Here is a 20532-nt window from a genome sequence, read left to right as displayed (position 1 = left end):
CACTATCCAACACTAAGTAACACAATGTTTTACATAATGCACATTATCCTAAGTATGTGCTTTAATAGTTTGTCATCTATGAGGCGTATATATTTTCCACCTGCGTTTATGTATATGCTTTTTCAATATAATCTATCCATTCCATTTCATCAAGCAATTCTAATGTATTTACTATTCTTCTTTTTTCATTTTCATTGTCAATCCCCTGATCATGATTTAATAATAGACTAAAAATGTTTTTTACCATTTTAGCTTGCATATCATCGCTATTAGAAATAATTTTATCGAGTTCACTTAAAAATAATTGGATATTTGCCTCATTTTTTCGTGTATAAGATAAAGATAACCCATTTATAATGAAATTTTGTAAATCTCTTGAGTAATTTGAACTATCTAAATAAATTTTCATGTGCTGTATGCTTTCGACAAAATTAAACCTTATGTACTTATCTTCAAATAAAAATAAACAATTTGAAAATATAACAAGTTCGAATCTTCCCCATGTTTGTATCTTATCTAAATAGTTAATGATTTTTTTTGCAATTTTGCGTTGTTCATTTTTATTTAGTGCGTCACCTTTATACTCTCTAACTAAATAATATTGAGCATATAAACTGTAATAATAGAAATCTTTGGTATCAATATACATATCCAGAATTTCATTTGCAAAATTTATATCAAAAGGATTAAGGTACTTTTTCGATAATTCAACAGATACTTTCTTTTTACCTTCTAATTCTTTTTCATTCAATATGAATTCATATTCTTCTAAGCTAATATTTAGTCTTTTAAGATATTTCAATAAAATAGTAAAACTTATTTTAATTCCCCCATTTTCAAAAGAAGACAATGTATTTCTATGTGAAATCCCTTCAGCCAGCTTTTCTTGGGTAAAATTCCTTTCTTTTCGTAAAAGTTTCAATAGTTCATTATGCTCCATACAAACCCCTCCCTTTTTGTAAAATTTTAAATCATTTTACTCTATTTAAAAATACTTTTTTGACGAATTACTATGCAAAATAATCTGATGAGAAATTTACTTATATAATTACTTTGCAAACAACCATTATATGAAGGAGGTTATTTTATGGAAACATATCCTGAATTATTACTCGAAGGCGCTTGGCAAACAACTGGAGTTAAATAAATTTACATAAGAAAAGAGGATAAATAAAATGATGAGAAAAGGATTTATTGGTTTAGCCGCAACATCAATGTTAGGTTTTTCACTTCTAAGTAGTGCTAGTCTAGTTGTAAATGCAGATGATTTAGCTGTCGTAGATTCTAATGGTATTCAGCTTTCAAACATGGATTCTTTTACCTTAGATCTTAATTCACAACAACAACTTTTTATGAACAAATTAACTCATATATATCCATACTTCTATTTCAATCATAATCAGCTTGCTTTATCAATTGATTATGATACATTAAAAACAGAATATGGTTTTACTGATGATGATATCGTTACAATTGATTCCATGTTAAAAGCTCCAGCAATCTCTTGGGATACCGAAACTTCCAATATTCAATCCAGAATGTATGTTAAAGGGAGCAAAGTATATTTCACTCATGCTGATGTAGTTTCTGCACTTTACTCAGCAGCACTTATCGGTCCATCCGCTATCTATGCAGCATTAGTTGGATTAGGAACAATTTCTCTTGGTCCAGTTGGAACTGCCATAGCAGCTGCTGTAGGAGTTTTAGACTTCCCAAGTTTAGCTGGGTTTACCTATCAAGTTATCCAAGCAGCTTCGAATGGACAGGGTGTCTATTTAGGAGTCGAAATGAACGGAATTTTTCCAAATATCGTCAGCGGTACATTTTAAAATAGATTGAGGGATATTATTGAAGAATAGAAATTTGTTGGTCATAAGTATTATCTTAATCCTCGGCTCTAATATAGGTTTTGTCACCCTATCTGATCTTCCAAAATCTGTCTGGATTACACTTACTTTTATTGGTAGCTGCTTGTTTTTATACACTTGCATAAAACGTGGTCTAGCTAAAAAAAAAATACTCATTTTTACTTTTCTAATTGTCGCTACTTTTTTAGTATCAAATTTTTTTCTCGATAATTCTGCCTTACTGGTATATTTCGCTAATATTTTAGTTGGCAGTCTGCTCGTTTATTCATTAGAAAAACATTACAGCGGACATAAATAATTAAAAAAGCCCAACCCACTTTATAGACTATTTTCTATAAAGTGGGTTGGGCTTTTTTAAATCAGGAACATATCAATCGATTTTTTATTTATCCAATCCGACTAATTTTCGCTGCTTACGATTTGCCTCATCTGCTATATAGTTCATCACTGTTTTAAATTCTTTCGCTGTGGCATTTTCGGATAGATCAGCAATACTCTTATTGTATTTTTTTACGATTTTTTGAACTTGTTCTTTCTCAGTCATGTAATTCCTCCGATGTTTTTATCTGTCTCTGCTTAACGTAGCCTTCAATTATTATCATAAGAATCACCTTCTTTAATCAACTTCATTTCTTTTTTTAAATTCCAAAAAGAAGCAATACCGACAATCATTCCAATCATACTCAAAAATGCCCAAAAATATCTTTTTTGAAGAAGTAAGATGACTGAGAAAATAGCCATGATAATCGAGCAAAATATGCCTATATTAATCAAACGATTGATTTTTTCTTTTGTCTTTTTACGCATCCAAGTATGCTCCTATTATGCTAAAATATAATTGTCGTTCTTTCCATCAGCACGATCCAAACCTTCTGCTAAAATCCCCCCAACCGAAGCACCAGAAATAACTAATGCTATGTCAATCATACTATTTAAGAATCCCCCTACGCCAATTCCTACTTTTGAAAGAATCTGTTTTTCAACCATTCTAGTAATATTTTTGCGATTATTTCTTAATAACGTTCTTACCGCTCCAAAATTGCTTGCAGCCGTCCATAATCCAATTGCTATTAATCCTACATCAATAACACCAGCAACAAAACCAGTTGAATTCCACCAGTTTTTCCCTACGCCTCGCATTCTTGGATTGAATCCAGTCATTGCTAAATACTGACTGATTGCTTGTTCCATTCTTAATTCATCTTCAGGCGTTAATAATATTTCTCCATCTTCGTTAAATTTAGGTTGCACGTCTCCATACTTTTCCTTGATTTTTTCAAGAGCTAGTTCGGAATTTTTTTCTTCTTTCGAGTAATAAATTGCCAAGTCTTCATCATTAAAGTAGCTTTCACTATTCTGAGTTTCATCTAGAAATAACTCATTTGCTGATACAATCATACTGCCACTTGTTGCTACAATGGACAAAACAAAAGTTACTGCTATTACACTAACCCACACTTTCAAACCTAGATATTTCTTTTTCATTATGTATCCTCCAAAGTTAATATTTGTCTAATATGACAATAAAACTATAAATCAATAACACAGTTATCGATTAGATACATCATAAAAAGTACTGTTTTAATCATAATTGCCACTTGTTTTAAATGTTATAAAAAAACACCAGACATTTTAATGAAGTCACAGTAATAGCAGATATGCTCACAAAATGGAAGATGGATATACGCAGAAGTTTTACGTTCTGCGGAATTAGTTGTTTCATTCACTTCCATAAAATAAAATGATTGCTTATTTATCAACATTTATTACTTTCTACTAAAAAGAACCCAGTCACCGGTATAGATGATTGAGTTCTAATGAAAAATATATTTTGGACTTCTTATTGCTTTTGCATTACTGGTAATTCATCTTTATTTAGTTTATTCAAGTAAGGAATTATCATAATAATACCAGCGACAAAGGCAATCCCCTCTGTAATAGTCATTGACCAGATCAAACCGTTCAAACCGTAGAAATGATGTAATAATAGAACAACAGGGATAAAGAATGTTCCTTGGATCGTTGACATCACACCTGTTTGAGCCCCTAAACCAGATGCTTGAAAAATTCCCGTGAATAACCCAGAAAAACCGTTAAAGACAGAAGAAATTAATTGTGCGGTTAAAATGGTAAGACCTACTTGAATTACACGAGGATCACTGGTAAATAAACTCAAAACTGGTACACGGAGTAGGTAGGCAACAAGCGCAAAGACAATTGAAATTCCTCCAATCCATAAAGAAACTTCCTTCAATGCTTCTTTTAGACGTTTTGTGTTATGTGCAGAGAAACTGTAAGCGAATAATGGCATTGCTCCTAAAAATAACCCCATTGTTAAAAATTCGGGCAATTGAGTTATGCGAACAGCAATACCAAAACTGGCAACAACATTGTCACCATATTCAGCAGAAAAATTATTCAATAATAAAGTTGTAACAATCATAAAAGCTGATTTGAATAATTCTGATACACCGATTTTATAGACTTCTAGTTGATCCTTAACTGAAATTTTGAAGTGTTTCAAAAATCCCTTCAAGGAATCACTCTTATTTTCTAAAAACCAGACATAATAAGTACTTGAAGCAATATTCGCAAGCACAATCGAAATCCCCGCACCGATCACGTGCAGATTAAACACCAAAATCAACAACGCATCCAATACAATACTAACAGCAACACTGATAAACATACCGTACATCGATTCTTTTGATGCGCCTTCTGAACGAACTAATTGTTCCAAGGCAAAGTTTAAGATAAAAGCTGCACCACCAGCAAATAGAATCGTTGAATACTGTGTTGTATAAAGTATAGTTTGACTATCTGCACCGAGCAAATGAACAAATGGTTTCATAAAGATGATGGCAATGATCCCGATAATTATGCCCAAAATGATACTTGCATAGAAAGAATAACCAGCAACTTTTCGACCTTTTTTAGTATCACCGCTACCTAATAAACGAGTAATGAACGTTCCACCACCCACACCGAACATATTTCCAACAGCCATTAATATGAGCGTGATTGGCATCGCTAAAGTAATCGCCGACATCATATTTGTGTCATGGATTAATCCAATAAAATAAGCATTGATCAAATTATAGATTGTGGTCGCCGAGATACCGACCATCATCGGAATCGATAAATGAACAATCGATTTTCGAATTGGACTTTCTTTTAAGTAGTAAATATTTGATTCATTCATTTCAAAATCTTCCATGACAATTCATTCCTTCTTTTGTTAGGTTTATAAATATTAGCTATCTAACTATTTAGTTACAAGCAGTTATTCTCTGCTTGCTGTTTAAAGACTACGATCGATTTTTCTTAGTAACTTCGTTAATTGTTGAACTTCTTCTTCACTCAATGCGTGTACTAATTCTTTTTCTGCCGCATAAAAAGCTTCATTTGTTTGATCTACCAAAGCTTTACCTTTAGGTAGTGCGTAAATATTTTTTTGCCGCTCGTTGTCCTTGGGAATCCGCCGTTCAATGTAGCCTTTTTTCTCTAAGCCTTGAAGCATGCTAGTGATGCTTGCACCACGACGTTGAAATACTTCCGCTAAATCTTTTTGGATCAATCCCTTGTCTTCATTTTGTGCAATATAGGAGATCATCCGCCCTTGTTGAGGACTAATATCCATGTCTTTAGTACGTTGTTCCATTGATTCACGAGATTTGTTCATGATGGAACGCATCAAATTCGAAACAATCATTTTATCCAAAAAAAATCATCCTTTACTAAAAAATTAGATATCTAACTATTCAAAAAGAATATACACGCTCGTAAAAGAAATGTCAAACAAAAAACATAAAAAACTAACAATTAGTTATCTAATAATTAGAACTTGACTTTTATTTATGAAAGAATAAAATAGAGGTGGCTGTATTTCCTATAATATGAACTAGGAGGTTTTAATAATGGAGTTACTAACTACCTCAACACCAACCACTTGGATAGATCTTAACGATATCAATCATCTTCAATTAAAGACCCTCACAGAACAGTATGATATTCCTAACGATTTTCTTTCCTATGCTTTAGACAAAGACGAAAGTGCTCGGATCGAAAAAGATTATGCTAGTGGCACTTTGTTAATTATCTACGATCTACCGTATAAAGATGAATCAGATATTGCCGACTATTCCTCTGGTCCTATGACTTTTATCATTAATAAACGAGTCATTATTACTAATTTCAGTAACAAAAAAATGCGTGAAGAGTTGACGCCTTTATTAGCTTCGAATACGTTGAATCCGAAGTATAAAACCGCTTTTGTGCTACATTGGATGTTGCAGATTTCTAAGCGATTCCTGGACTATCTACGTGTACTGAACCGTCAACGAACTTCGATCGAACAAGCCTTAGGTTCAACACCAAAAAATAAAGAACTCTTACTCTTGATGAAAATCGAACGAAGCTTGATCTATTTCATCATGTCTTTGAAATCCAATTTTATGGTGATCAACAAGATTCGTAGTGGTAAATACCTTAAACTTTATGATGAAGATCATGACTTATTAGATGACTTGGTCATTGAACTTGAGCAAGGCATGGATATGGCGGAGATATCTAATCGAATCATCAATGAAATGACGGATTCTTATTATTCCTTAATATCAAATGATACAAATAGTATTATGAAGATTTTAACGATTGTTTCTGTTATTCTAACAATTCCAACAATCGTCTTTAGTTTTTACGGTATGAATGTTCCTTTACCTTTTACACAGAATAGATCGTTTGCTTGGGAAACTATCACCGCTATTGCTTTGATTTTGTCAGTAATTTCTTCTATCATTTTGATACGTAGAGATTATTTTTCAAAATAGACCTTTTTAAAACATACTTCTCTAATGAGGGTTATGTACCTAACAATAATATTATCTTCATCGTAAATGAAAAAATGATCGACGAATAGATTCCCCCTAGCAAAACATACAAGAAAATTTTCAAATACCAAACAATATGAAATGATTCAATAAAAAGAACGACCCTATCACAAATTTCGTATCAAATTTTTTCTCGATTGTTTTGATTTGCGGATCTATTTTGTTAATATAACTGGTAGCCAGCTTCTTTATTAGGTATAAAAAGGTATAGCAAACCACAAATAATTAAACAAGCGAACCACTTTATAGGCTGTTTGCTATAAAGTGGTCCGCTTGTTTTTTTTACATAGTTGGACTATATCTCCCTATTCATTATTCAATACCACCAATTTTTGCTACTTATACTTTGCTAATTTGCCATATCTGCTACGCACTTTATTACTGTTTTAAAGTTTTTACAGACACATTTTTTAAAGAACAATACCTTATTGTTCTTTTTTTATGATTTTTATCTGTTTTCTTTCTCAATACATTACGCATAAAACTTATGCTTGATATGTTTCTCCAATTCTCCCCATCGCTAAAGGTTTTCGAACATCGTTTTCTTTTATTCTTTTTAATTTCTAAAATTTTCATGTGAATTAGCTCCGGTTTGTGTTGCACAAGCGAATTCTAATCACTTTTCGTCTATTAAGAGTGCTATCGTTATCTATAACTCACTTAAAACCTCTCATTTTTTATTAATGAATTATTCAATAGTTCCTGTACTATTAACCCCATACTATATTTAGGAGGACATCACATGATTGAACCAAAACTTAATCGATCAAGTTTCGCTCAAGGTTCGTTTTTTCAAATTTATGAAAATGAAGATTTTATATTGGAGAAATTATTTATTACGAAAGAAATTATCGAAAACCAACAAATTGAGCATCCAGTAATTGAAAATTGTTTTTTTGAAAAAGTTATATTTGAAGAAAATTCATTTAATAGACTAGAAATAACTGATTGTATATTTGTAGACTGTGATTTTTCAAATTGTGATTTCAATGCATCTATGATTCATCGAGTGAAATTTGATAATTGTAAAATGATAGGTACAAATTTTATTGGAAGTCATTTAGGAAATGTTACATTTACAGATTGTTTGATGAACTACGCAAATTTAAGCGATTCTAAACTAAAAACTATCGTTTTCAACAATTGTATTATGGATGACTCAGATATAGTTGAAAGCTCATTGAGTAAGACTATTTTTACTGCTTGCAGTTTAAATCAAGCAAACTTATTTCAGACGAATTTAAACAAAATAAATTTTTCAACTTGTGAATTTAATACCCTTGATTGTAGACAAGAAGACATAAAAGGTTGCACGTTCAATCATGTTCAAATCATTTATCTGGCTAAGAAATTTTTAAATATTCAAGTTTCTTAATGAACAAACTGAAGAAAAATGTAAAAAATGAAGATTCAAGGATTAAATACTAGCTGGAAGAAATTCTAGCTAGTATTTAATAGAGCTCCTGCAATGCCTAATCTATCAAGAACCAATTTGGTTAGTTCATCTTTATTTTTAAACGACCGAGTAATAGTTTAACTATTCGCTCTTTTGCATTATTTGATTTGTTGATCCAGCACTTGATACAAATCTAAGAATAATAAACACAACAGCAATGATCACGGACAAATGGATTTCAAGATAAAAAATACCATCGAATCAACAAAATTTATGATCCAATGGTCTGACCGTGTTTAATTTTTTATCTCTTAGACTTATTCCCGTCGATGATTTGATCGGATGTCGATTCAAATTTTTTTAGCAGGTAGATTTTTCTAATATTCAAGATCAATGTTTTCATCACTCCGTAAACAGGAATACAAATCAACATTCCCATGATACCAGCAACACTTCCAGCACCTATCAAAACTAAAATAATCGTTAAAGGATGAATATTCATCGTTTTGCCAAATAATAATGGTTTGATAAGATTGCCATCTAGTTGCTGAATAATTAAGATTGCGATTGCTACATATAATGCTTGCCATGGGGAAACAAACAATGCAACAAGCACTGCTGGAATCGCACCAATAAATGGACCAACATATGGAATGATATTAGTGATCCCGCAAATAACAGCTAATAATAAAGCATATGGCTGATTGATCAAAACCATTGCGATAAAACTCAACACACCAATAATGACAGCATCAAGCATGGTGCTACTAATATAAGCTGACAAAGTTTCATTCAATTCTTTGACTGTTTGTCTCAGTTCTCCGCGAATACTCTGTGGAAAGAAATGAGATAAGGCATCAATAAACTTATGACCGTCTTTAAACATAAACAGCAAGATGAATGGTACTGTAAATAACAGAATGAAAAATTGCATCATGAAGGAAATCAATTTTGAGACACTACTTGTTAAACTAACCAAAATAAGATTAAAGATATTACTAAGAGATAGATTGGCAGCAGCGAACTGTTCTTCGAGATTGATCCCTTTAAACTCTTCTCGCTGACTTAACTCGTTTAGCCATTGACTGGTTTCTTCCGCATATAAAGGAAGATTTTTCGTTAATTGAATCGCTTGTTCTACTAGTTGCGGGATGACATTCATAATCGCTAGCACGACTAATATGATGAGAAAAACCAATGTAAGTAAATAACCGTAAACCCTAGATACATGATGTTTTTCTAAAAATAAGACAACAGGATTAAACATATAATAAAAAAAACCTGCGACAATTAAGGGTAATAAAATTGCCGAGAGCATGTTTAAAACTGGCTTAAATACATGAGGCATCTGTAGAATAAAAAAGACACCGATAATTGTTAACACTATTTCGACTGTCCAAAACAATAACTTTGACTCTCTAAATTTTCCTTGCATATCTTTCCTCCAACATATGATATCTATATTTTATCATTCTAAGTAAATTAAAGCGCTATTTTAATAGTAAAATAATCATTTTTGTTTTTTAAAAGTAAAAAGCAAATGTTTGTTTCTCCTATTTCCTTTGAAATAACCAATCGCTTAAAAGAAACACACTGTTTGTTTGATTTTTAGTTTACATAATTTATTTACTGCATCCATTATTCCTAAAAAAAAAGCAACACAGACAATTCTATCTAAGGATTCCATGTATTGCTTTTTGTCTATTCTTCATTTGTAATTTCGTAAGCACGCGTATCCACTTTATCTATCCATTTCATCGGTTGAATCCCTTTTTGAAAGCGATGGACCTTTTCGCTCTGGACTTTTCCACGTGCCTGAACCTAAACCTAGAATTGTTTTGATTGCTGGAATAAAAGTAGTCACAATCGTCAAAGCATTTATCATCCAATAAAGCAACATATATAATGGTGCAAAAAATAAATACTTGAATTTTCTTCCTTGGTCGTCCAAGATGAGTGAGGCGCCCAATTGAAAAATTCCTGAGATCATTTCAAAACAAACAAAAAGGAAAGATAAAGTGAACATGTGATAGATTCCTTCCGTGTTCCCCTCCAAAATAAATTTGAATAAACTCCATAAAAAAATAAAACTAGAAAGCCAAAAGAAAAATGACCAAACGATACTGAAAGTTTGATCAATGAACATGACCGTATGTCCAATATTTCTAAATGGATGCAACATTATTTTTTTGAAATTCGTCAACCAAACTTCTGTTCCGCCTTTAGCCCAGCGTTTTCTTTGACGATAAAGCATCCTCAAAGATTCTGGAACCTCCATAAAAAACATGATTTGTGGAGCAAAAAGGGAAAGCCAACCATCCATTTGATGATCCCACGCAATACTAATATCTTCAGTTGCTCGGTCTTGCCTGAACAATCCAACATCGATCAATGCGTCTTTTCGATACATCGTATTTGCCCCACTGTAGGCATAGATACTTCCTAATACACCATTTTGTGTCCGTTTTATGATTCCCACAATACTAGAAAATTCGACTGTCTGTGACTTTGCAATCAACTTCGTTCTATTTTGCACATCCATATTGGCTGTAACTGCAGAAATATTTGTCGAATCTTGACGAAGAAAATAGTTGACATACATATTCAAAGAATCAGGTTCTGGGACTGTATCTGCATCATTGCTCAAAATCAATTTTCCCTTGGCAAATCCCATACCGATATTGAAAGCATGTGCTTTCCCCTTATTCTTTTCAATTCGAATTACTCGTAGCTTGGAATATTTTTTTTGTAGCCGAGCTAATATTTCAGGTGTACTGTCGGTAGAACCATCATCTGTTACTAATACTTCATAATGTTCATAGTTTATTTTGGTCATTAAGTATTCTATTGTATTTTCAATAACAATTTCTTCATTATGAGCAGGAACCATGATTGTAATAAATGGCTCGATCTCTATCGGGATATCATTCCACTCTTTTTGTTTATATTTAAAAAGAAAAGTATAACATAAAACACCGATAAACCAAGAAAACCCGCCAATAATTGGATACGTAACTAGAAACAAAAATATGATTGTTAAAAGGGTATCGAATACATGATTACCAGTTTGAAAAAAAGTCATCATAGCTCCACACCTCCTTTCTTATAAAGGTTGCGTACAAAATCTGTATCTAAGTTTTGCTCTTCTTTTACGGAATAACTACACACTTCTTTGCGAACTTCTTCGGGTCCAAACCGTTCATCAAACGCTTTGTTTAGTAATTGCCGCCTTTTTTCTAAGCGCTCTTCATCATATTGGATCTTTTTGTGCAAAAGATTTTTAAAATGAAAATTATTTCGTAGCGTCAATCCAATGTAAACTATCGCAATCATAACAAACATGATACTCAAAAAAACAACTAAAAATTTTAAAGTCTGTAACTCATCCTTATAAACAACTAAATGATTCTTCCATGCTTTTTTTGGGGAAATAAACGGTAACAATAACCAAATAAAAGGTAGTATCACGCAAATCCAGCCAATAATGGCAACTATCGTTTGTAAAAATTTTAGCACATAGTTTTTTTTCTCAAAATATGCATCGGAGACTAGTAATTGTTCTACTTCTTCTCGGGTAATTTTAGGTTTCATCTCTTTGCCTCCTTGTATATTCAAAAAATCAAGTGTTTTATATGATTTTGCCGGTTTCTCAAATGTTTTACAAATGTTTCGCCTTCCACAATTGAAAAATTTGTTTGGTTTCTACTTAAAAACAACGATCTCTCGAAAAAGTTTCTTACTTTTCGAGAGATAAGCGACAATGTATTTAATTAGACAGTTTCAATTTTCTGTGTGTTTGTTCAGGTAATCAAAAAATCATTCTATCACTTCTTCATCTGGTCTTCAATGATTTGCTGACGTTACTTTCATTAAATATTCTTTCCTATTTTATTGTGACTGTTCATTGATGTGATAAATATGTAGTTGGTAACTTTGGCAACTTGAATTACTATCGTTTAAAGCAAGAAATGAGAGGACTAGAGATAGTTATCCGTTTATGCGTAGGAGGCTAGTACATATTCTTGTACCAAATAGCCATTTAATCCCCTTCGTTTTTTCTAATTTATCTTTACTTTGCCGAATTTTCCTCATTTAAGTAGATAAAAAAACTTACGGATCATGTGAATGACAACATGATCCGTAAGTTTTTTCTTATGAAAGCAACTGCATCAAAAATCCTGAGATAATCAAGACAATTGCTCCACCTAAACGATTCCCCATTTGAGCAAATGCAATGAGTTCCATTCGATTCGCAGCAGAAAGTACCGCAACATTACCGGTACCGCCCATTGAATTATTACATAGTCCTGCTGTGATAGAAGACTCGATTGGATAAAGTCCAAATAATCGACCAACAAAGCCAGATACTAATGAAATAACAATGACACTTGTTAAACAAAGTACCACAAACTGCCAAGTTAATGCAGAGGCTAGTACATTTAAATTCAAAAGCGCAATCCCGATACCCGCAAGAACAGCCGCGGTCAAGTTTTTCACAATTAAGTTATTAAACATAATAGCTGCATCTTCATAATATTCAGGCAAGATATTCGTAATTTTACAAATGACAACGATAATGATCATAAACGCATACGCATGAACTTTTGGAACAAAGTAATTACAAATTTGGCCAAGAATGAAAAAGGTGATTGAAACCATCAATCCTACACCCAATTGAGAAATATTTGGTTTCACTGTACGAGGTTTTCCATCGCCAAGGTCACCTTTTTCCATTAGTTTTCCATTTCCGTTGATTTTAGGCATTGATTGTCCAGCGCGTGCTACCAAAGCTGCACCAATAATGGCTAGCACATTGGTCATCGCTGTTGCCGGAATCAAACGAGAAATAATTGCCGAAGCATCTGTCCCTAAAACATTGGCATAAATACTAGATAACGGCACAGCACCCGCACCAACACCACCGGCCATTGCAGGAAGCGAAACATACAATACTGAGTCAGCAAAACCATTGCCAATCAACATTCCTACTAAGCCGACTGCAAAAAAGGAAGCGACCATTGAAATCAATGCGACTGGAATAAAACGGACAGAAGCTTTCATCAATAAATTACGATTCATTCCTAAAATACTACCAGTAATCAACGCGGCAATATAAAAATCTAAAAAGCCCATATTATTGACAAAATTCTCCGTTGCATGAACCACATACTCAGGTAAAATACCAAAAGTTGCGATAGCTGCTGATGCAAAAATAGCAAAAACAGAGCCACCACCAAGATAACTTTTCACAATTGGAAGTTTGGAACCAATGAAATGAAATAAATTCCCTAAAATAACTAATACAGCAATTGGACCAATCATGTTTGTCGGTAATTTTCCTAACGCCATTGCGACGATCAATACGGCAACCATGATTAAATATAAGGGCAAACTGATACCACTAATTTTTGTTGACCAAATACTCGTCTTTTTTTCGTCTTCAACCGCTGAATCAGCTGTTGCTTTTTGTACCATACTTACAGATCCTTTCTCCTTAAGCAACCCGTAAGAAAAACAGAACAGCTTCGTTGAACTACCTGCTTTTCTTACAATCTTGCACACCTATTTCTAATTATTCTGCTACTAATTCTGTGTACTCTGGTACCCATTTAGCATCTACCACAGCAGTTTTGATGTCTGTGATTTCTTCACGGTTTAACCCTTGTTCTACCACTGATTTGGCAACTGTTTCTGCAATAATTTGAGAAAATTCAGTAATTTTTGCAACAGGAGGTAAAATTGATGCACCCGGTTGAGTCACATCAACGATTCCGCCCAAGGCACGGCTTGCTTGAGAAATAATTTCTGCATTCACACGTGTTGCAGTTGAAGCAATCAAACCTAGTCCAAGCCCTGGATACATCAATGCATTGTTTGCTTGACCAATTTGGTAAGTAACACCTTGATATTCAACATCGGCTGCAGGAATCCCAGTCCCTACTAAAGCTTTTCCATCTGTCCATGTAATTAAATCTTGCGCTTTTGCTTCAGCAAGTTTTGTTGGATTTGACAAAGGCATAATGATTGGGCGTTCTGTATGAGCAGCCATTTCTTTAACGATTTCTTCCGTAAAGGCCCCCGGTTGTGTTGATGTACCAATCATGATTGTTGGGTGGATTGCTTTTACCACTGCAGTTAAATTAGTCAATTCTGCTGCATTTTCAAATTCGTCACGAGTTCGTGCAAAAGGAATTTGTCCTGGCGTTAGTCCTTCTGTGTCTGTAAAGAGTAAACCTTGTTTATCCACTTGGTAAAAATGGTTGCGTGCTTCTTCTTCTGGAACACCTTGACGAATCATTTCATCTAAAAGAATATTTGCAATCCCAACACCAGCAGTTCCGGCACCAAATGTTAAAATCGTTTGGTCTTTCAATGCTTCACCAGAAATATTCAATCCACCTAATACACCAGCTAAAACAACGATCCCTGTTCCTTGGATATCATCATTGAATGTAGTGATTTGATCTTGATATTTTTCTAAAATAGTGGCTGCATTTCCACGACCAAAATCTTCCCAATGCAATAATAATTCAGGGAATAATTCTGTTGCCGCATTTACGAATTGATCAACAAATTGATAATAAGTTTCCCCTTCAATGCGTTCATGACGATTTCCTAGATATAGTGGATCGTTTAATAATTCTTGGTTATTTGTTCCTGCGTCAATAGACACTGGCAACACTTGTGCCGGATTGATTCCAGCGGCTGCAGTGTAAACCATTAATTTTCCGATCGCAATATCGACACCGTTGACGCCCCAATCACCCATACCTAAAATTCCTTCTGCATCAGTCACAACAATTAGACGAATATCTCGACCATCAGCAGCATTTTTTAGACTTGCTTTTATACTTTCTGGATCATCGATTGAAAGAAAAGCTGCGTCTTGTGGTTTCAAGAAAATTTCATTGTATTGTTCAATTGAGTCAGCGACTACTGGATCATAAACAACTGGCATAAACTCAACTAAATGTTCACCCATCAATTTATAGAAAAGTGTACGATTGGTATTAAATAAGTTCATTAAGAAAATTCGTTTTTCTAAATCAGATGGTTTGCTTAAGTATTGACCATAAGCTTGAACGGATTGTTGTTCTAATGTTTGAACTGTACTGGGAAGCATCCCTGTAAGACCAAATTTTGCGCGTTCTTCTTTCGTAAATGCTGTTCCTTTGTTTAAAAATGGATTGTTCAATAAATTTAATCCTGTAAGCATAAAAAATTCCTCCTAAGTTTTACTACATGCAAAAGTATAGTCGTCACTTTCAGCTATAGTCAAAACCAAGGGTCATGATAAATTTTTTTTATATGTGGATACAAAAAAGGTATGGCACGTCAATGCCATACCTCTATCGTTAACGGCCATCTTTCAGTTAGTTGAATGATTTAAAAATAAGTGGCGCAACTCCGATAACAGAGAATACTATTTTTGTTAGTTATTCTTTTTCGGAGCTGTTCGCTTTGCACCACAACCTCTATTTACGGTATTCCCAAAGCAACTCCTCGAAATAATTCATAACTGTTCAAAAATATGAAAAGCTATTTTTGTCAGTTGCTCATTATTTTTTTCGGAGCTGTTCGCTTTGCGCCACAACCTTATTCAAAATCTTTCAGTATTTCTCGAACCTCATCCGTCGTCTTCGTATTCATCAATTGCGCACGCAAATCACTAGCACCTGGAAATCCTTTAACATATATCTTAAAGAAACGATGCAAACCAACTATCGAACGCGGAACCAATTCCGCATACTGATCTTGCAAGTCTAATTGTAAATGCAATAAATCAAGCAGTTCTTTTGAAGAGTGTTCTCTAGGTTCTTTTTCAAAAGCATATGGATTTTTGAAAATTCCCCTGCCAATCATGACCCCGTCTACCCCATATTCTTCAGCTAATCGAAGTCCAGTCTGACGGTCAGGAATATCCCCATTGATAGTTATCAGTGTTTGTGGCGCCACTCGATCTCGAATGGCTAACACTTGCGGAATCAAATCCCAGTGCGCATCTACTTTACTCATTTCGTCGCGCGTTCTTAAGTGAATTGACAGATTTGCAATATCTTGTGCTAAGACATGCGCTAACCAATTTTCCATTTCTGCTATATCTTTATATCCGAGCCTTGTTTTTACGCTGACAGGGAGTCCACCTGCTTTAGCAGCTTCAATTAACTCTGCCGCAACTTCAGGACGTAAAATCAGTCCGCTCCCTTTCCCATGACCAGCCACATTAGGAACGGGACAGCCCATATTCAAGTCAATTCCCTTAAAACCCATTTCTGCCAAGCCAAGACTCATCTCGCGGAAAAATTCTGGTTTGTCCCCCCAAATATGGGCCACCATTGGCTGCTCATCTTCAGTAAAAGTCAAACGGCCTCGAACACTTTGTCTACCATCTGGATGGCAATAACTGTCCGAATTAGTAAATTCTGTAAAGAAGACATCTGGTGCGCCTGCCGCTTGAACAACATGGCGAAAAACAACATCTGTCACATCTTCCATTGGTGCTAAAATAAAAAAGGGCTTTGGTAATTCTGCCCAAAAATTGTTCATCATTATTTATCTCCGTTCTCTCTTCATTCCAATTCAAAAAAACATGCTTATTATACTAGGATTTTGAAAAAGAAGCAAAGGGAAGGACTTTCAAGTTTTTTCCTGTTGCAGTCAACGAAATCTTGAGAAATTAAGAGAGTGTGACATAATTTTTTGCCACACTCCTTATTTCTGAATAAACGATGTTCTTGAAGTAATTTATTAAATAAGCCGATTACTTCTGTCACAGCCTCTATTGACTTCTCTTTATTTTTTAAAGTAAGCAGCTGTATCAGCTTCATCTTTTTTCAATTGCGTAATCAAATCATCTACATTCGCAAACTTTACTTGATCTCGCAAAAATTTATTCCAGCGGACGGCTACATGCTCGCCATAAATATCTTGACTAAAGTCTAAAATAAATAATTCAACAGTTAGCTCTCGCCCCTCACCAAATGTATCATTATGACCAATTGAACCCATCGCTGGATACCAGTTTTCACCAACCTTGATTTCAGAAACGTAGACACCTTCTCTAGGTAAATGAACAGTTCCTTTGACTTTTACATTTGCCGTTGGAAAACCTAACAAACGCCCGCGAGCATCACCATGAACCACGACACCTTCAATTTCGTAGACACTACCTAAAAGTTTGGTTACTTCTGTCACATCACCTGCGTCCAACAATTGACGAATACGTGTAGAACTGATTTTTTCACCAGCTTCAATTTCTTTTTGGACCGTCACAACTTCAAAACGATTTTTTGCATATTCAGGAAGATGTTCCACATCCGCAATATCTTTTGGTCCATACGTATAATCAAACCCAGAAACAGCATACTTAGCATGTAAACCAACAATGTATTGATCAACAAACTCTTGAGGTGCCAAATGTGCAAAAGCAGAAGTAAAGTCGATCTCATATAGAAAATCCACACCCAGTGCAGCCATTTTCTCTTCTTTTTGTTCTAAGGTAGTTAAATACTTAACACTTGCTGGATCGATTTTTTTAAACACAATTGAAGGATGTTGATTGAACGTCATCAAAGCCAATTTCAAACCTTCTTGGTCAGCGATTTTTCGACCAGTTTCAACTACTTTTTGATGGCCTAAATGTACCCCGTCAAAAAATCCTAAGACAAGCACTACTTCCTCTGCTGGAATTTGATTTTTTTGATAAGGATGACGAATCTTGATAATTTCCATCAGTTATACCTCATTTCTTAACACTTTACTTGGTTTTAATTTATCTTTTTCCTTTGGATTAGGTTGATAGATACTAACAACTTTATCTTGATAAAACAAAGCAATTTCTTGGTCTGGCATCGTTGATAAGCCAAAGACTTTGTAATCCAAACGCATACCATTCTTAACTTTTTGCCAAACAGCTTCACTGATATCTACTCGTGGAAACTTCGTAACCCCTGCCTCGATTGGTAATAGATACTCAGAAATAGTTCCGTTTGCCATATATTCAGCTACCTGTGCCAAAGTGATTGCTTGTTTTTGATTCATTCCTGCACTTGCTGTCCTTGTCAAATCTGACATATGAGCAGGAAAACCTAGTTTTTTCCCTGTATCAACAGCAAGTGTTCGCACATAGGTTCCTTTACCACACTCAACTTCAAAACGCCATGATAACAACCCGTTTTCTTGATCCCAGTTTAATTCACTCGTGCGTTCAAAACGATAAATTTGAGCTTTTCTACTTGGACGTTCAACTATTTCATTATTACGTGCGTATTCGTAAAGTCGTTTGCCATTGACCTTCACCGCCGAATACATTGGCGGAATTTGCGTGATCTCCCCAATAAAAGAAGCCATGATTTGATCGATTTTTTCTTCTGAGATACGTTCTGTTACTGCTTGTTCTTCAACCACTTCACCAGACTTGTCTTCCGTTGTCGTACTGAATCCCAACTTAATTTCACCTTGGTAGGTTTTTCCAGAATCAGTTAAATATTCAATCACTTTTGTTGCTTTTCCAATACAGATTGGTAACACACCATCTACATCTGGGTCTAGCGTTCCACCGTGCCCGATTTTTTTGGTATGTAATATTTTCCTTAATTTAAATACGCAGTCATGACTTGTCATCCCACGTTCTTTCCATAACGGTAATAGCCCTTCCATTTCTGCTCTCCATTTCTTTTTGATTCAACTGATTTATTATAACACAGCAAGAATGAATACTACATTTTTGATTCCAACTCCAACGATTTTTACATCTAGGATACACAAACGTAACAAAATTCATCGGGGTGTAAATAGAATCCGTGTTATTCTTTTTTTATACAAAAGGAGGGATCAGATGGAAAATATTTTCTTTGCACCCTTTGATTGGTTATATGGGTGGCTTTCAGGCAATTAAATATGTCTTCCCCAAGACAAACGAAGAGTTTTGATCTTCGTGCAAAAAAAACGGCAAGTCTCTCAACTAATGAGACTTGCCGTTTTTAATTTTCTCAAATTATTTTCTTAATACGGGTTTCCACTAGGATCTGTTTCTTGCACTTCTCCTGTCGGTGATACTCGGAAAAAGGTCAATGTACCTGAACCGCCTTGTTCAATCATAGAAAGACTATAAGCTTTGAAAAGATAATCATCATCAATCATTTGCCAAAAGATAAAAGCAATATCTGAATCCTTATACTCAGGATACTTTGCATAAATAGCATCTAACGCTTGCTTTTGTTCTGGTGTAAATGTAGGTTCATTCGTTACATTTGTTGATGAATCTGTAACTGTTGCTGCTGAGGTATTTGTGTTTTGATCTGTTGAACTTGCTTGTGTTGTCGTTATAGTTGTGTTCGTTTCTTTGATACTTGTTGCCGTTTTTGAATCGCTTGTTGTCACTTCAGAAGTAGTCATTGCTGTCGTTTCACTCGTTTGAATCATTGACTGTGAAGTTTCATTTGAAGTAGTTTGCTCCGTTTTCCCGCATGAAGCAAGAAACAAAGTCAAACCAACCATACTTAACCCAATTACTCTTTTCATTATCCCCACATCCTTTTTTCTTTTTTTAAAAAGAAATCCGTTCAAAAAATATAAAAATTTCTGGGAACTTTTTGTCCCATTCAACTCATTATAACAAAAAAACATTACTCGATACATGAGTAATGTTTTGGTTAAGTTGTCTTAAATTATTTGGATAATGATCAAAACTCGGTAGCTTTACATTCAAAACAGCATAGCTCTAAAACGGTATCTCTACTGCGATTAAAGAATTTATGGTTTTGGAGGCATTCAAAACAGCATAGCTCTAAAACCTCGGATAAAATTTTTTGAGGTTTCGTAATCGCGCTATTCGTTCATAGCAAAACTTCAGTTTGAATGCTCATAATTTGAATATTTTTATTTCAAAGAGCGTATTTTTGTTTATTATAACATAGGAACTCCTTGTCCAATAATTTTGTCAATAAATTTTTATTTTTTTATTCAAGCAAAAAAGCATCCATATTTTCCTTGATAGGAATGGATGCTTTTTTTGTTAGTCCTTATTCAAATTACGTAACAGCTCATCGATGTGGTTACCATAACCAACAGACTCATCTAATTCAAAGATTAGCTCAGGTGTCTTGTAAATACTTAAGTTATGACCTAATTCACGACGGATTAAACCACTTGCCTTACTCAAACCTTCTTGTGCTTTTTTCTTATCTGAAGCAAGATCAGATAAGATGCTGTAATAGATGGTTGCTTGTTGTAAATCACCTGTTACATGTACATCAGTGATCGTCACGTTTTCAACTCGAGGATCACGAACTTTTTTACGTAAAATATCATTGACTTCTTTTAAAATTTCTTGACCGACTCGACGGTCACGATAGTTAGCCATAATGAGCGGCCTCCT

19 protein-coding genes are annotated in these 20532 nt (G+C 34.3%); 3 read left to right on the top strand and 16 right to left on the bottom strand.

What is annotated here, in order from left to right:
* Window positions 1-106: 106 nt before the first annotated feature.
* Window positions 107-940: a helix-turn-helix domain-containing protein gene (locus AC4BC3_RS05300; protein ID WP_490467157.1), complete on the bottom strand. Its 834-nt coding sequence runs from the start codon at window positions 938-940 to the stop codon at window positions 107-109.
* Window positions 941-1175: 235 nt separating this feature from the next.
* On the opposite strand from AC4BC3_RS05300, the gene AC4BC3_RS05295 reads away from it, so the two are divergent.
* Window positions 1176-1829, top strand: coding sequence for a hypothetical protein (locus AC4BC3_RS05295; protein ID WP_490467156.1), 654 nt, complete (start codon window positions 1176-1178; stop codon window positions 1827-1829).
* A gap of 421 nt (window positions 1830-2250) precedes the next feature.
* Here the strand turns inward: AC4BC3_RS05295 and AC4BC3_RS05290 are convergent, their stop codons facing one another.
* The 5 genes from AC4BC3_RS05290 to AC4BC3_RS05270 form a co-directional block, all read right to left on the bottom strand.
* Window positions 2251-2412: a hypothetical protein gene (locus AC4BC3_RS05290; protein WP_206909877.1), complete on the bottom strand. Its 162-nt coding sequence runs from the start codon at window positions 2410-2412 to the stop codon at window positions 2251-2253.
* Window positions 2413-2456: 44 nt separating this feature from the next.
* The gene (locus AC4BC3_RS05285) at window positions 2457-2675 is read right to left on the bottom strand and encodes a hypothetical protein (protein WP_067484249.1); all 219 of its coding nucleotides are present in this window, start codon (window positions 2673-2675) and stop codon (window positions 2457-2459) included.
* A 15-nt stretch (window positions 2676-2690) separates the two neighbouring features.
* The gene (locus AC4BC3_RS05280; protein WP_206909875.1) at window positions 2691-3353 is read right to left on the bottom strand and encodes a hypothetical protein; all 663 of its coding nucleotides are present in this window, start codon (window positions 3351-3353) and stop codon (window positions 2691-2693) included.
* Between the two features lie 355 nt (window positions 3354-3708).
* The gene (locus AC4BC3_RS05275) at window positions 3709-5085 is read right to left on the bottom strand and encodes an MATE family efflux transporter (RefSeq protein WP_490467155.1); all 1377 of its coding nucleotides are present in this window, start codon (window positions 5083-5085) and stop codon (window positions 3709-3711) included.
* A gap of 84 nt (window positions 5086-5169) precedes the next feature.
* Window positions 5170-5589: a MarR family winged helix-turn-helix transcriptional regulator gene (locus AC4BC3_RS05270; RefSeq protein ID WP_490467154.1), complete on the bottom strand. Its 420-nt coding sequence runs from the start codon at window positions 5587-5589 to the stop codon at window positions 5170-5172.
* A gap of 196 nt (window positions 5590-5785) precedes the next feature.
* On the opposite strand from AC4BC3_RS05270, the gene AC4BC3_RS05265 reads away from it, so the two are divergent.
* Window positions 5786-6697, top strand: coding sequence for a magnesium transporter CorA family protein (locus tag AC4BC3_RS05265; RefSeq protein ID WP_490467153.1), 912 nt, complete (start codon window positions 5786-5788; stop codon window positions 6695-6697).
* An 802-nt stretch (window positions 6698-7499) separates the two neighbouring features.
* Complete coding sequence (locus AC4BC3_RS05260) at window positions 7500-8132, top strand: pentapeptide repeat-containing protein (RefSeq protein WP_490467152.1); 633 nt, start codon at window positions 7500-7502, stop codon at window positions 8130-8132.
* Between the two features lie 325 nt (window positions 8133-8457).
* Here AC4BC3_RS05260 and AC4BC3_RS05255 read toward each other — a convergent pair whose 3' ends face one another.
* The 10 genes from AC4BC3_RS05255 to rbfA all read right to left on the bottom strand — a co-directional run bounded on the left by AC4BC3_RS05255 (window position 8458) and on the right by rbfA (window position 20517).
* The gene (locus tag AC4BC3_RS05255; RefSeq protein ID WP_490467151.1) at window positions 8458-9588 is read right to left on the bottom strand and encodes an AI-2E family transporter; all 1131 of its coding nucleotides are present in this window, start codon (window positions 9586-9588) and stop codon (window positions 8458-8460) included.
* Window positions 9589-9894: 306 nt separating this feature from the next.
* Entirely contained in the window at window positions 9895-11238 is a 1344-nt protein-coding gene (locus tag AC4BC3_RS05250; RefSeq protein ID WP_490467150.1) for a glycosyltransferase family 2 protein, read from the bottom strand.
* Entirely contained in the window at window positions 11235-11744 is a 510-nt protein-coding gene (locus AC4BC3_RS05245) for a cell division protein (RefSeq protein WP_490467149.1), read from the bottom strand. Before AC4BC3_RS05245 ends, AC4BC3_RS05250 begins: the two co-directional genes overlap by 4 nt.
* A gap of 561 nt (window positions 11745-12305) precedes the next feature.
* Window positions 12306-13628 (bottom strand): 2-hydroxycarboxylate transporter family protein, encoded by a 1323-nt coding sequence (locus AC4BC3_RS05240; protein ID WP_206909712.1) that lies wholly within the window; start codon window positions 13626-13628, stop codon window positions 12306-12308.
* A gap of 97 nt (window positions 13629-13725) precedes the next feature.
* Window positions 13726-15369: a malolactic enzyme gene (locus AC4BC3_RS05235; protein ID WP_490467148.1), complete on the bottom strand. Its 1644-nt coding sequence runs from the start codon at window positions 15367-15369 to the stop codon at window positions 13726-13728.
* A gap of 380 nt (window positions 15370-15749) precedes the next feature.
* Entirely contained in the window at window positions 15750-16703 is a 954-nt protein-coding gene (locus AC4BC3_RS05230; protein WP_206909710.1) for a tRNA dihydrouridine synthase, read from the bottom strand.
* 243 nt (window positions 16704-16946) lie between these two features.
* Window positions 16947-17885 carry a riboflavin biosynthesis protein RibF gene (gene ribF, locus AC4BC3_RS05225; RefSeq protein WP_490467147.1) on the bottom strand — a complete coding sequence of 313 codons (939 nt, stop codon included), beginning with the start codon at window positions 17883-17885 and terminating at the stop codon, window positions 16947-16949.
* Between the two features lie 3 nt (window positions 17886-17888).
* Window positions 17889-18812: a tRNA pseudouridine(55) synthase TruB gene (truB, locus tag AC4BC3_RS05220; RefSeq protein WP_490467146.1), complete on the bottom strand. Its 924-nt coding sequence runs from the start codon at window positions 18810-18812 to the stop codon at window positions 17889-17891.
* Between the two features lie 345 nt (window positions 18813-19157).
* Entirely contained in the window at window positions 19158-19676 is a 519-nt protein-coding gene (locus tag AC4BC3_RS05215) for a hypothetical protein (RefSeq protein ID WP_490467145.1), read from the bottom strand.
* A 493-nt stretch (window positions 19677-20169) separates the two neighbouring features.
* Window positions 20170-20517, bottom strand: a complete 348-nt coding sequence (gene rbfA / locus AC4BC3_RS05210; RefSeq protein WP_067484229.1) for a 30S ribosome-binding factor RbfA — start codon at window positions 20515-20517, stop codon at window positions 20170-20172.
* Window positions 20518-20532: the final 15 nt, after the last annotated feature.

This window comes from Enterococcus sp. AAFC-DPL-6103 (assembly GCF_058216595.1).
This window is presented reverse-complemented; position numbering and strand designations above follow the sequence as displayed.

Coding starts and splice junctions, on each gene's coding strand:
- AC4BC3_RS05300 (WP_490467157.1), bottom strand. CDS start 940: ATGGAGCATAATGAACTATTGAAACTTTTACGAAAAGAAAGGAATTTT.
- AC4BC3_RS05295 (WP_490467156.1), top strand. CDS start 1,176: ATGATGAGAAAAGGATTTATTGGTTTAGCCGCAACATCAATGTTAGGT.
- AC4BC3_RS05290 (WP_206909877.1), bottom strand. CDS start 2,412: ATGACTGAGAAAGAACAAGTTCAAAAAATCGTAAAAAAATACAATAAG.
- AC4BC3_RS05285 (WP_067484249.1), bottom strand. CDS start 2,675: ATGCGTAAAAAGACAAAAGAAAAAATCAATCGTTTGATTAATATAGGC.
- AC4BC3_RS05280 (WP_206909875.1), bottom strand. CDS start 3,353: ATGAAAAAGAAATATCTAGGTTTGAAAGTGTGGGTTAGTGTAATAGCA.
- AC4BC3_RS05275 (WP_490467155.1), bottom strand. CDS start 5,085: ATGGAAGATTTTGAAATGAATGAATCAAATATTTACTACTTAAAAGAA.
- AC4BC3_RS05265 (WP_490467153.1), top strand. CDS start 5,786: ATGGAGTTACTAACTACCTCAACACCAACCACTTGGATAGATCTTAAC.
- AC4BC3_RS05260 (WP_490467152.1), top strand. CDS start 7,500: ATGATTGAACCAAAACTTAATCGATCAAGTTTCGCTCAAGGTTCGTTT.
- AC4BC3_RS05255 (WP_490467151.1), bottom strand. CDS start 9,588: ATGCAAGGAAAATTTAGAGAGTCAAAGTTATTGTTTTGGACAGTCGAA.
- AC4BC3_RS05250 (WP_490467150.1), bottom strand. CDS start 11,238: ATGATGACTTTTTTTCAAACTGGTAATCATGTATTCGATACCCTTTTA.
- AC4BC3_RS05245 (WP_490467149.1), bottom strand. CDS start 11,744: ATGAAACCTAAAATTACCCGAGAAGAAGTAGAACAATTACTAGTCTCC.
- AC4BC3_RS05240 (WP_206909712.1), bottom strand. CDS start 13,628: ATGGTACAAAAAGCAACAGCTGATTCAGCGGTTGAAGACGAAAAAAAG.
- AC4BC3_RS05235 (WP_490467148.1), bottom strand. CDS start 15,369: ATGCTTACAGGATTAAATTTATTGAACAATCCATTTTTAAACAAAGGA.
- AC4BC3_RS05230 (WP_206909710.1), bottom strand. CDS start 16,703: ATGATGAACAATTTTTGGGCAGAATTACCAAAGCCCTTTTTTATTTTA.
- ribF (WP_490467147.1), bottom strand. CDS start 17,885: ATGGAAATTATCAAGATTCGTCATCCTTATCAAAAAAATCAAATTCCA.
- truB (WP_490467146.1), bottom strand. CDS start 18,812: ATGGAAGGGCTATTACCGTTATGGAAAGAACGTGGGATGACAAGTCAT.
- AC4BC3_RS05215 (WP_490467145.1), bottom strand. CDS start 19,676: ATGAAAAGAGTAATTGGGTTAAGTATGGTTGGTTTGACTTTGTTTCTT.
- rbfA (WP_067484229.1), bottom strand. CDS start 20,517: ATGGCTAACTATCGTGACCGTCGAGTCGGTCAAGAAATTTTAAAAGAA.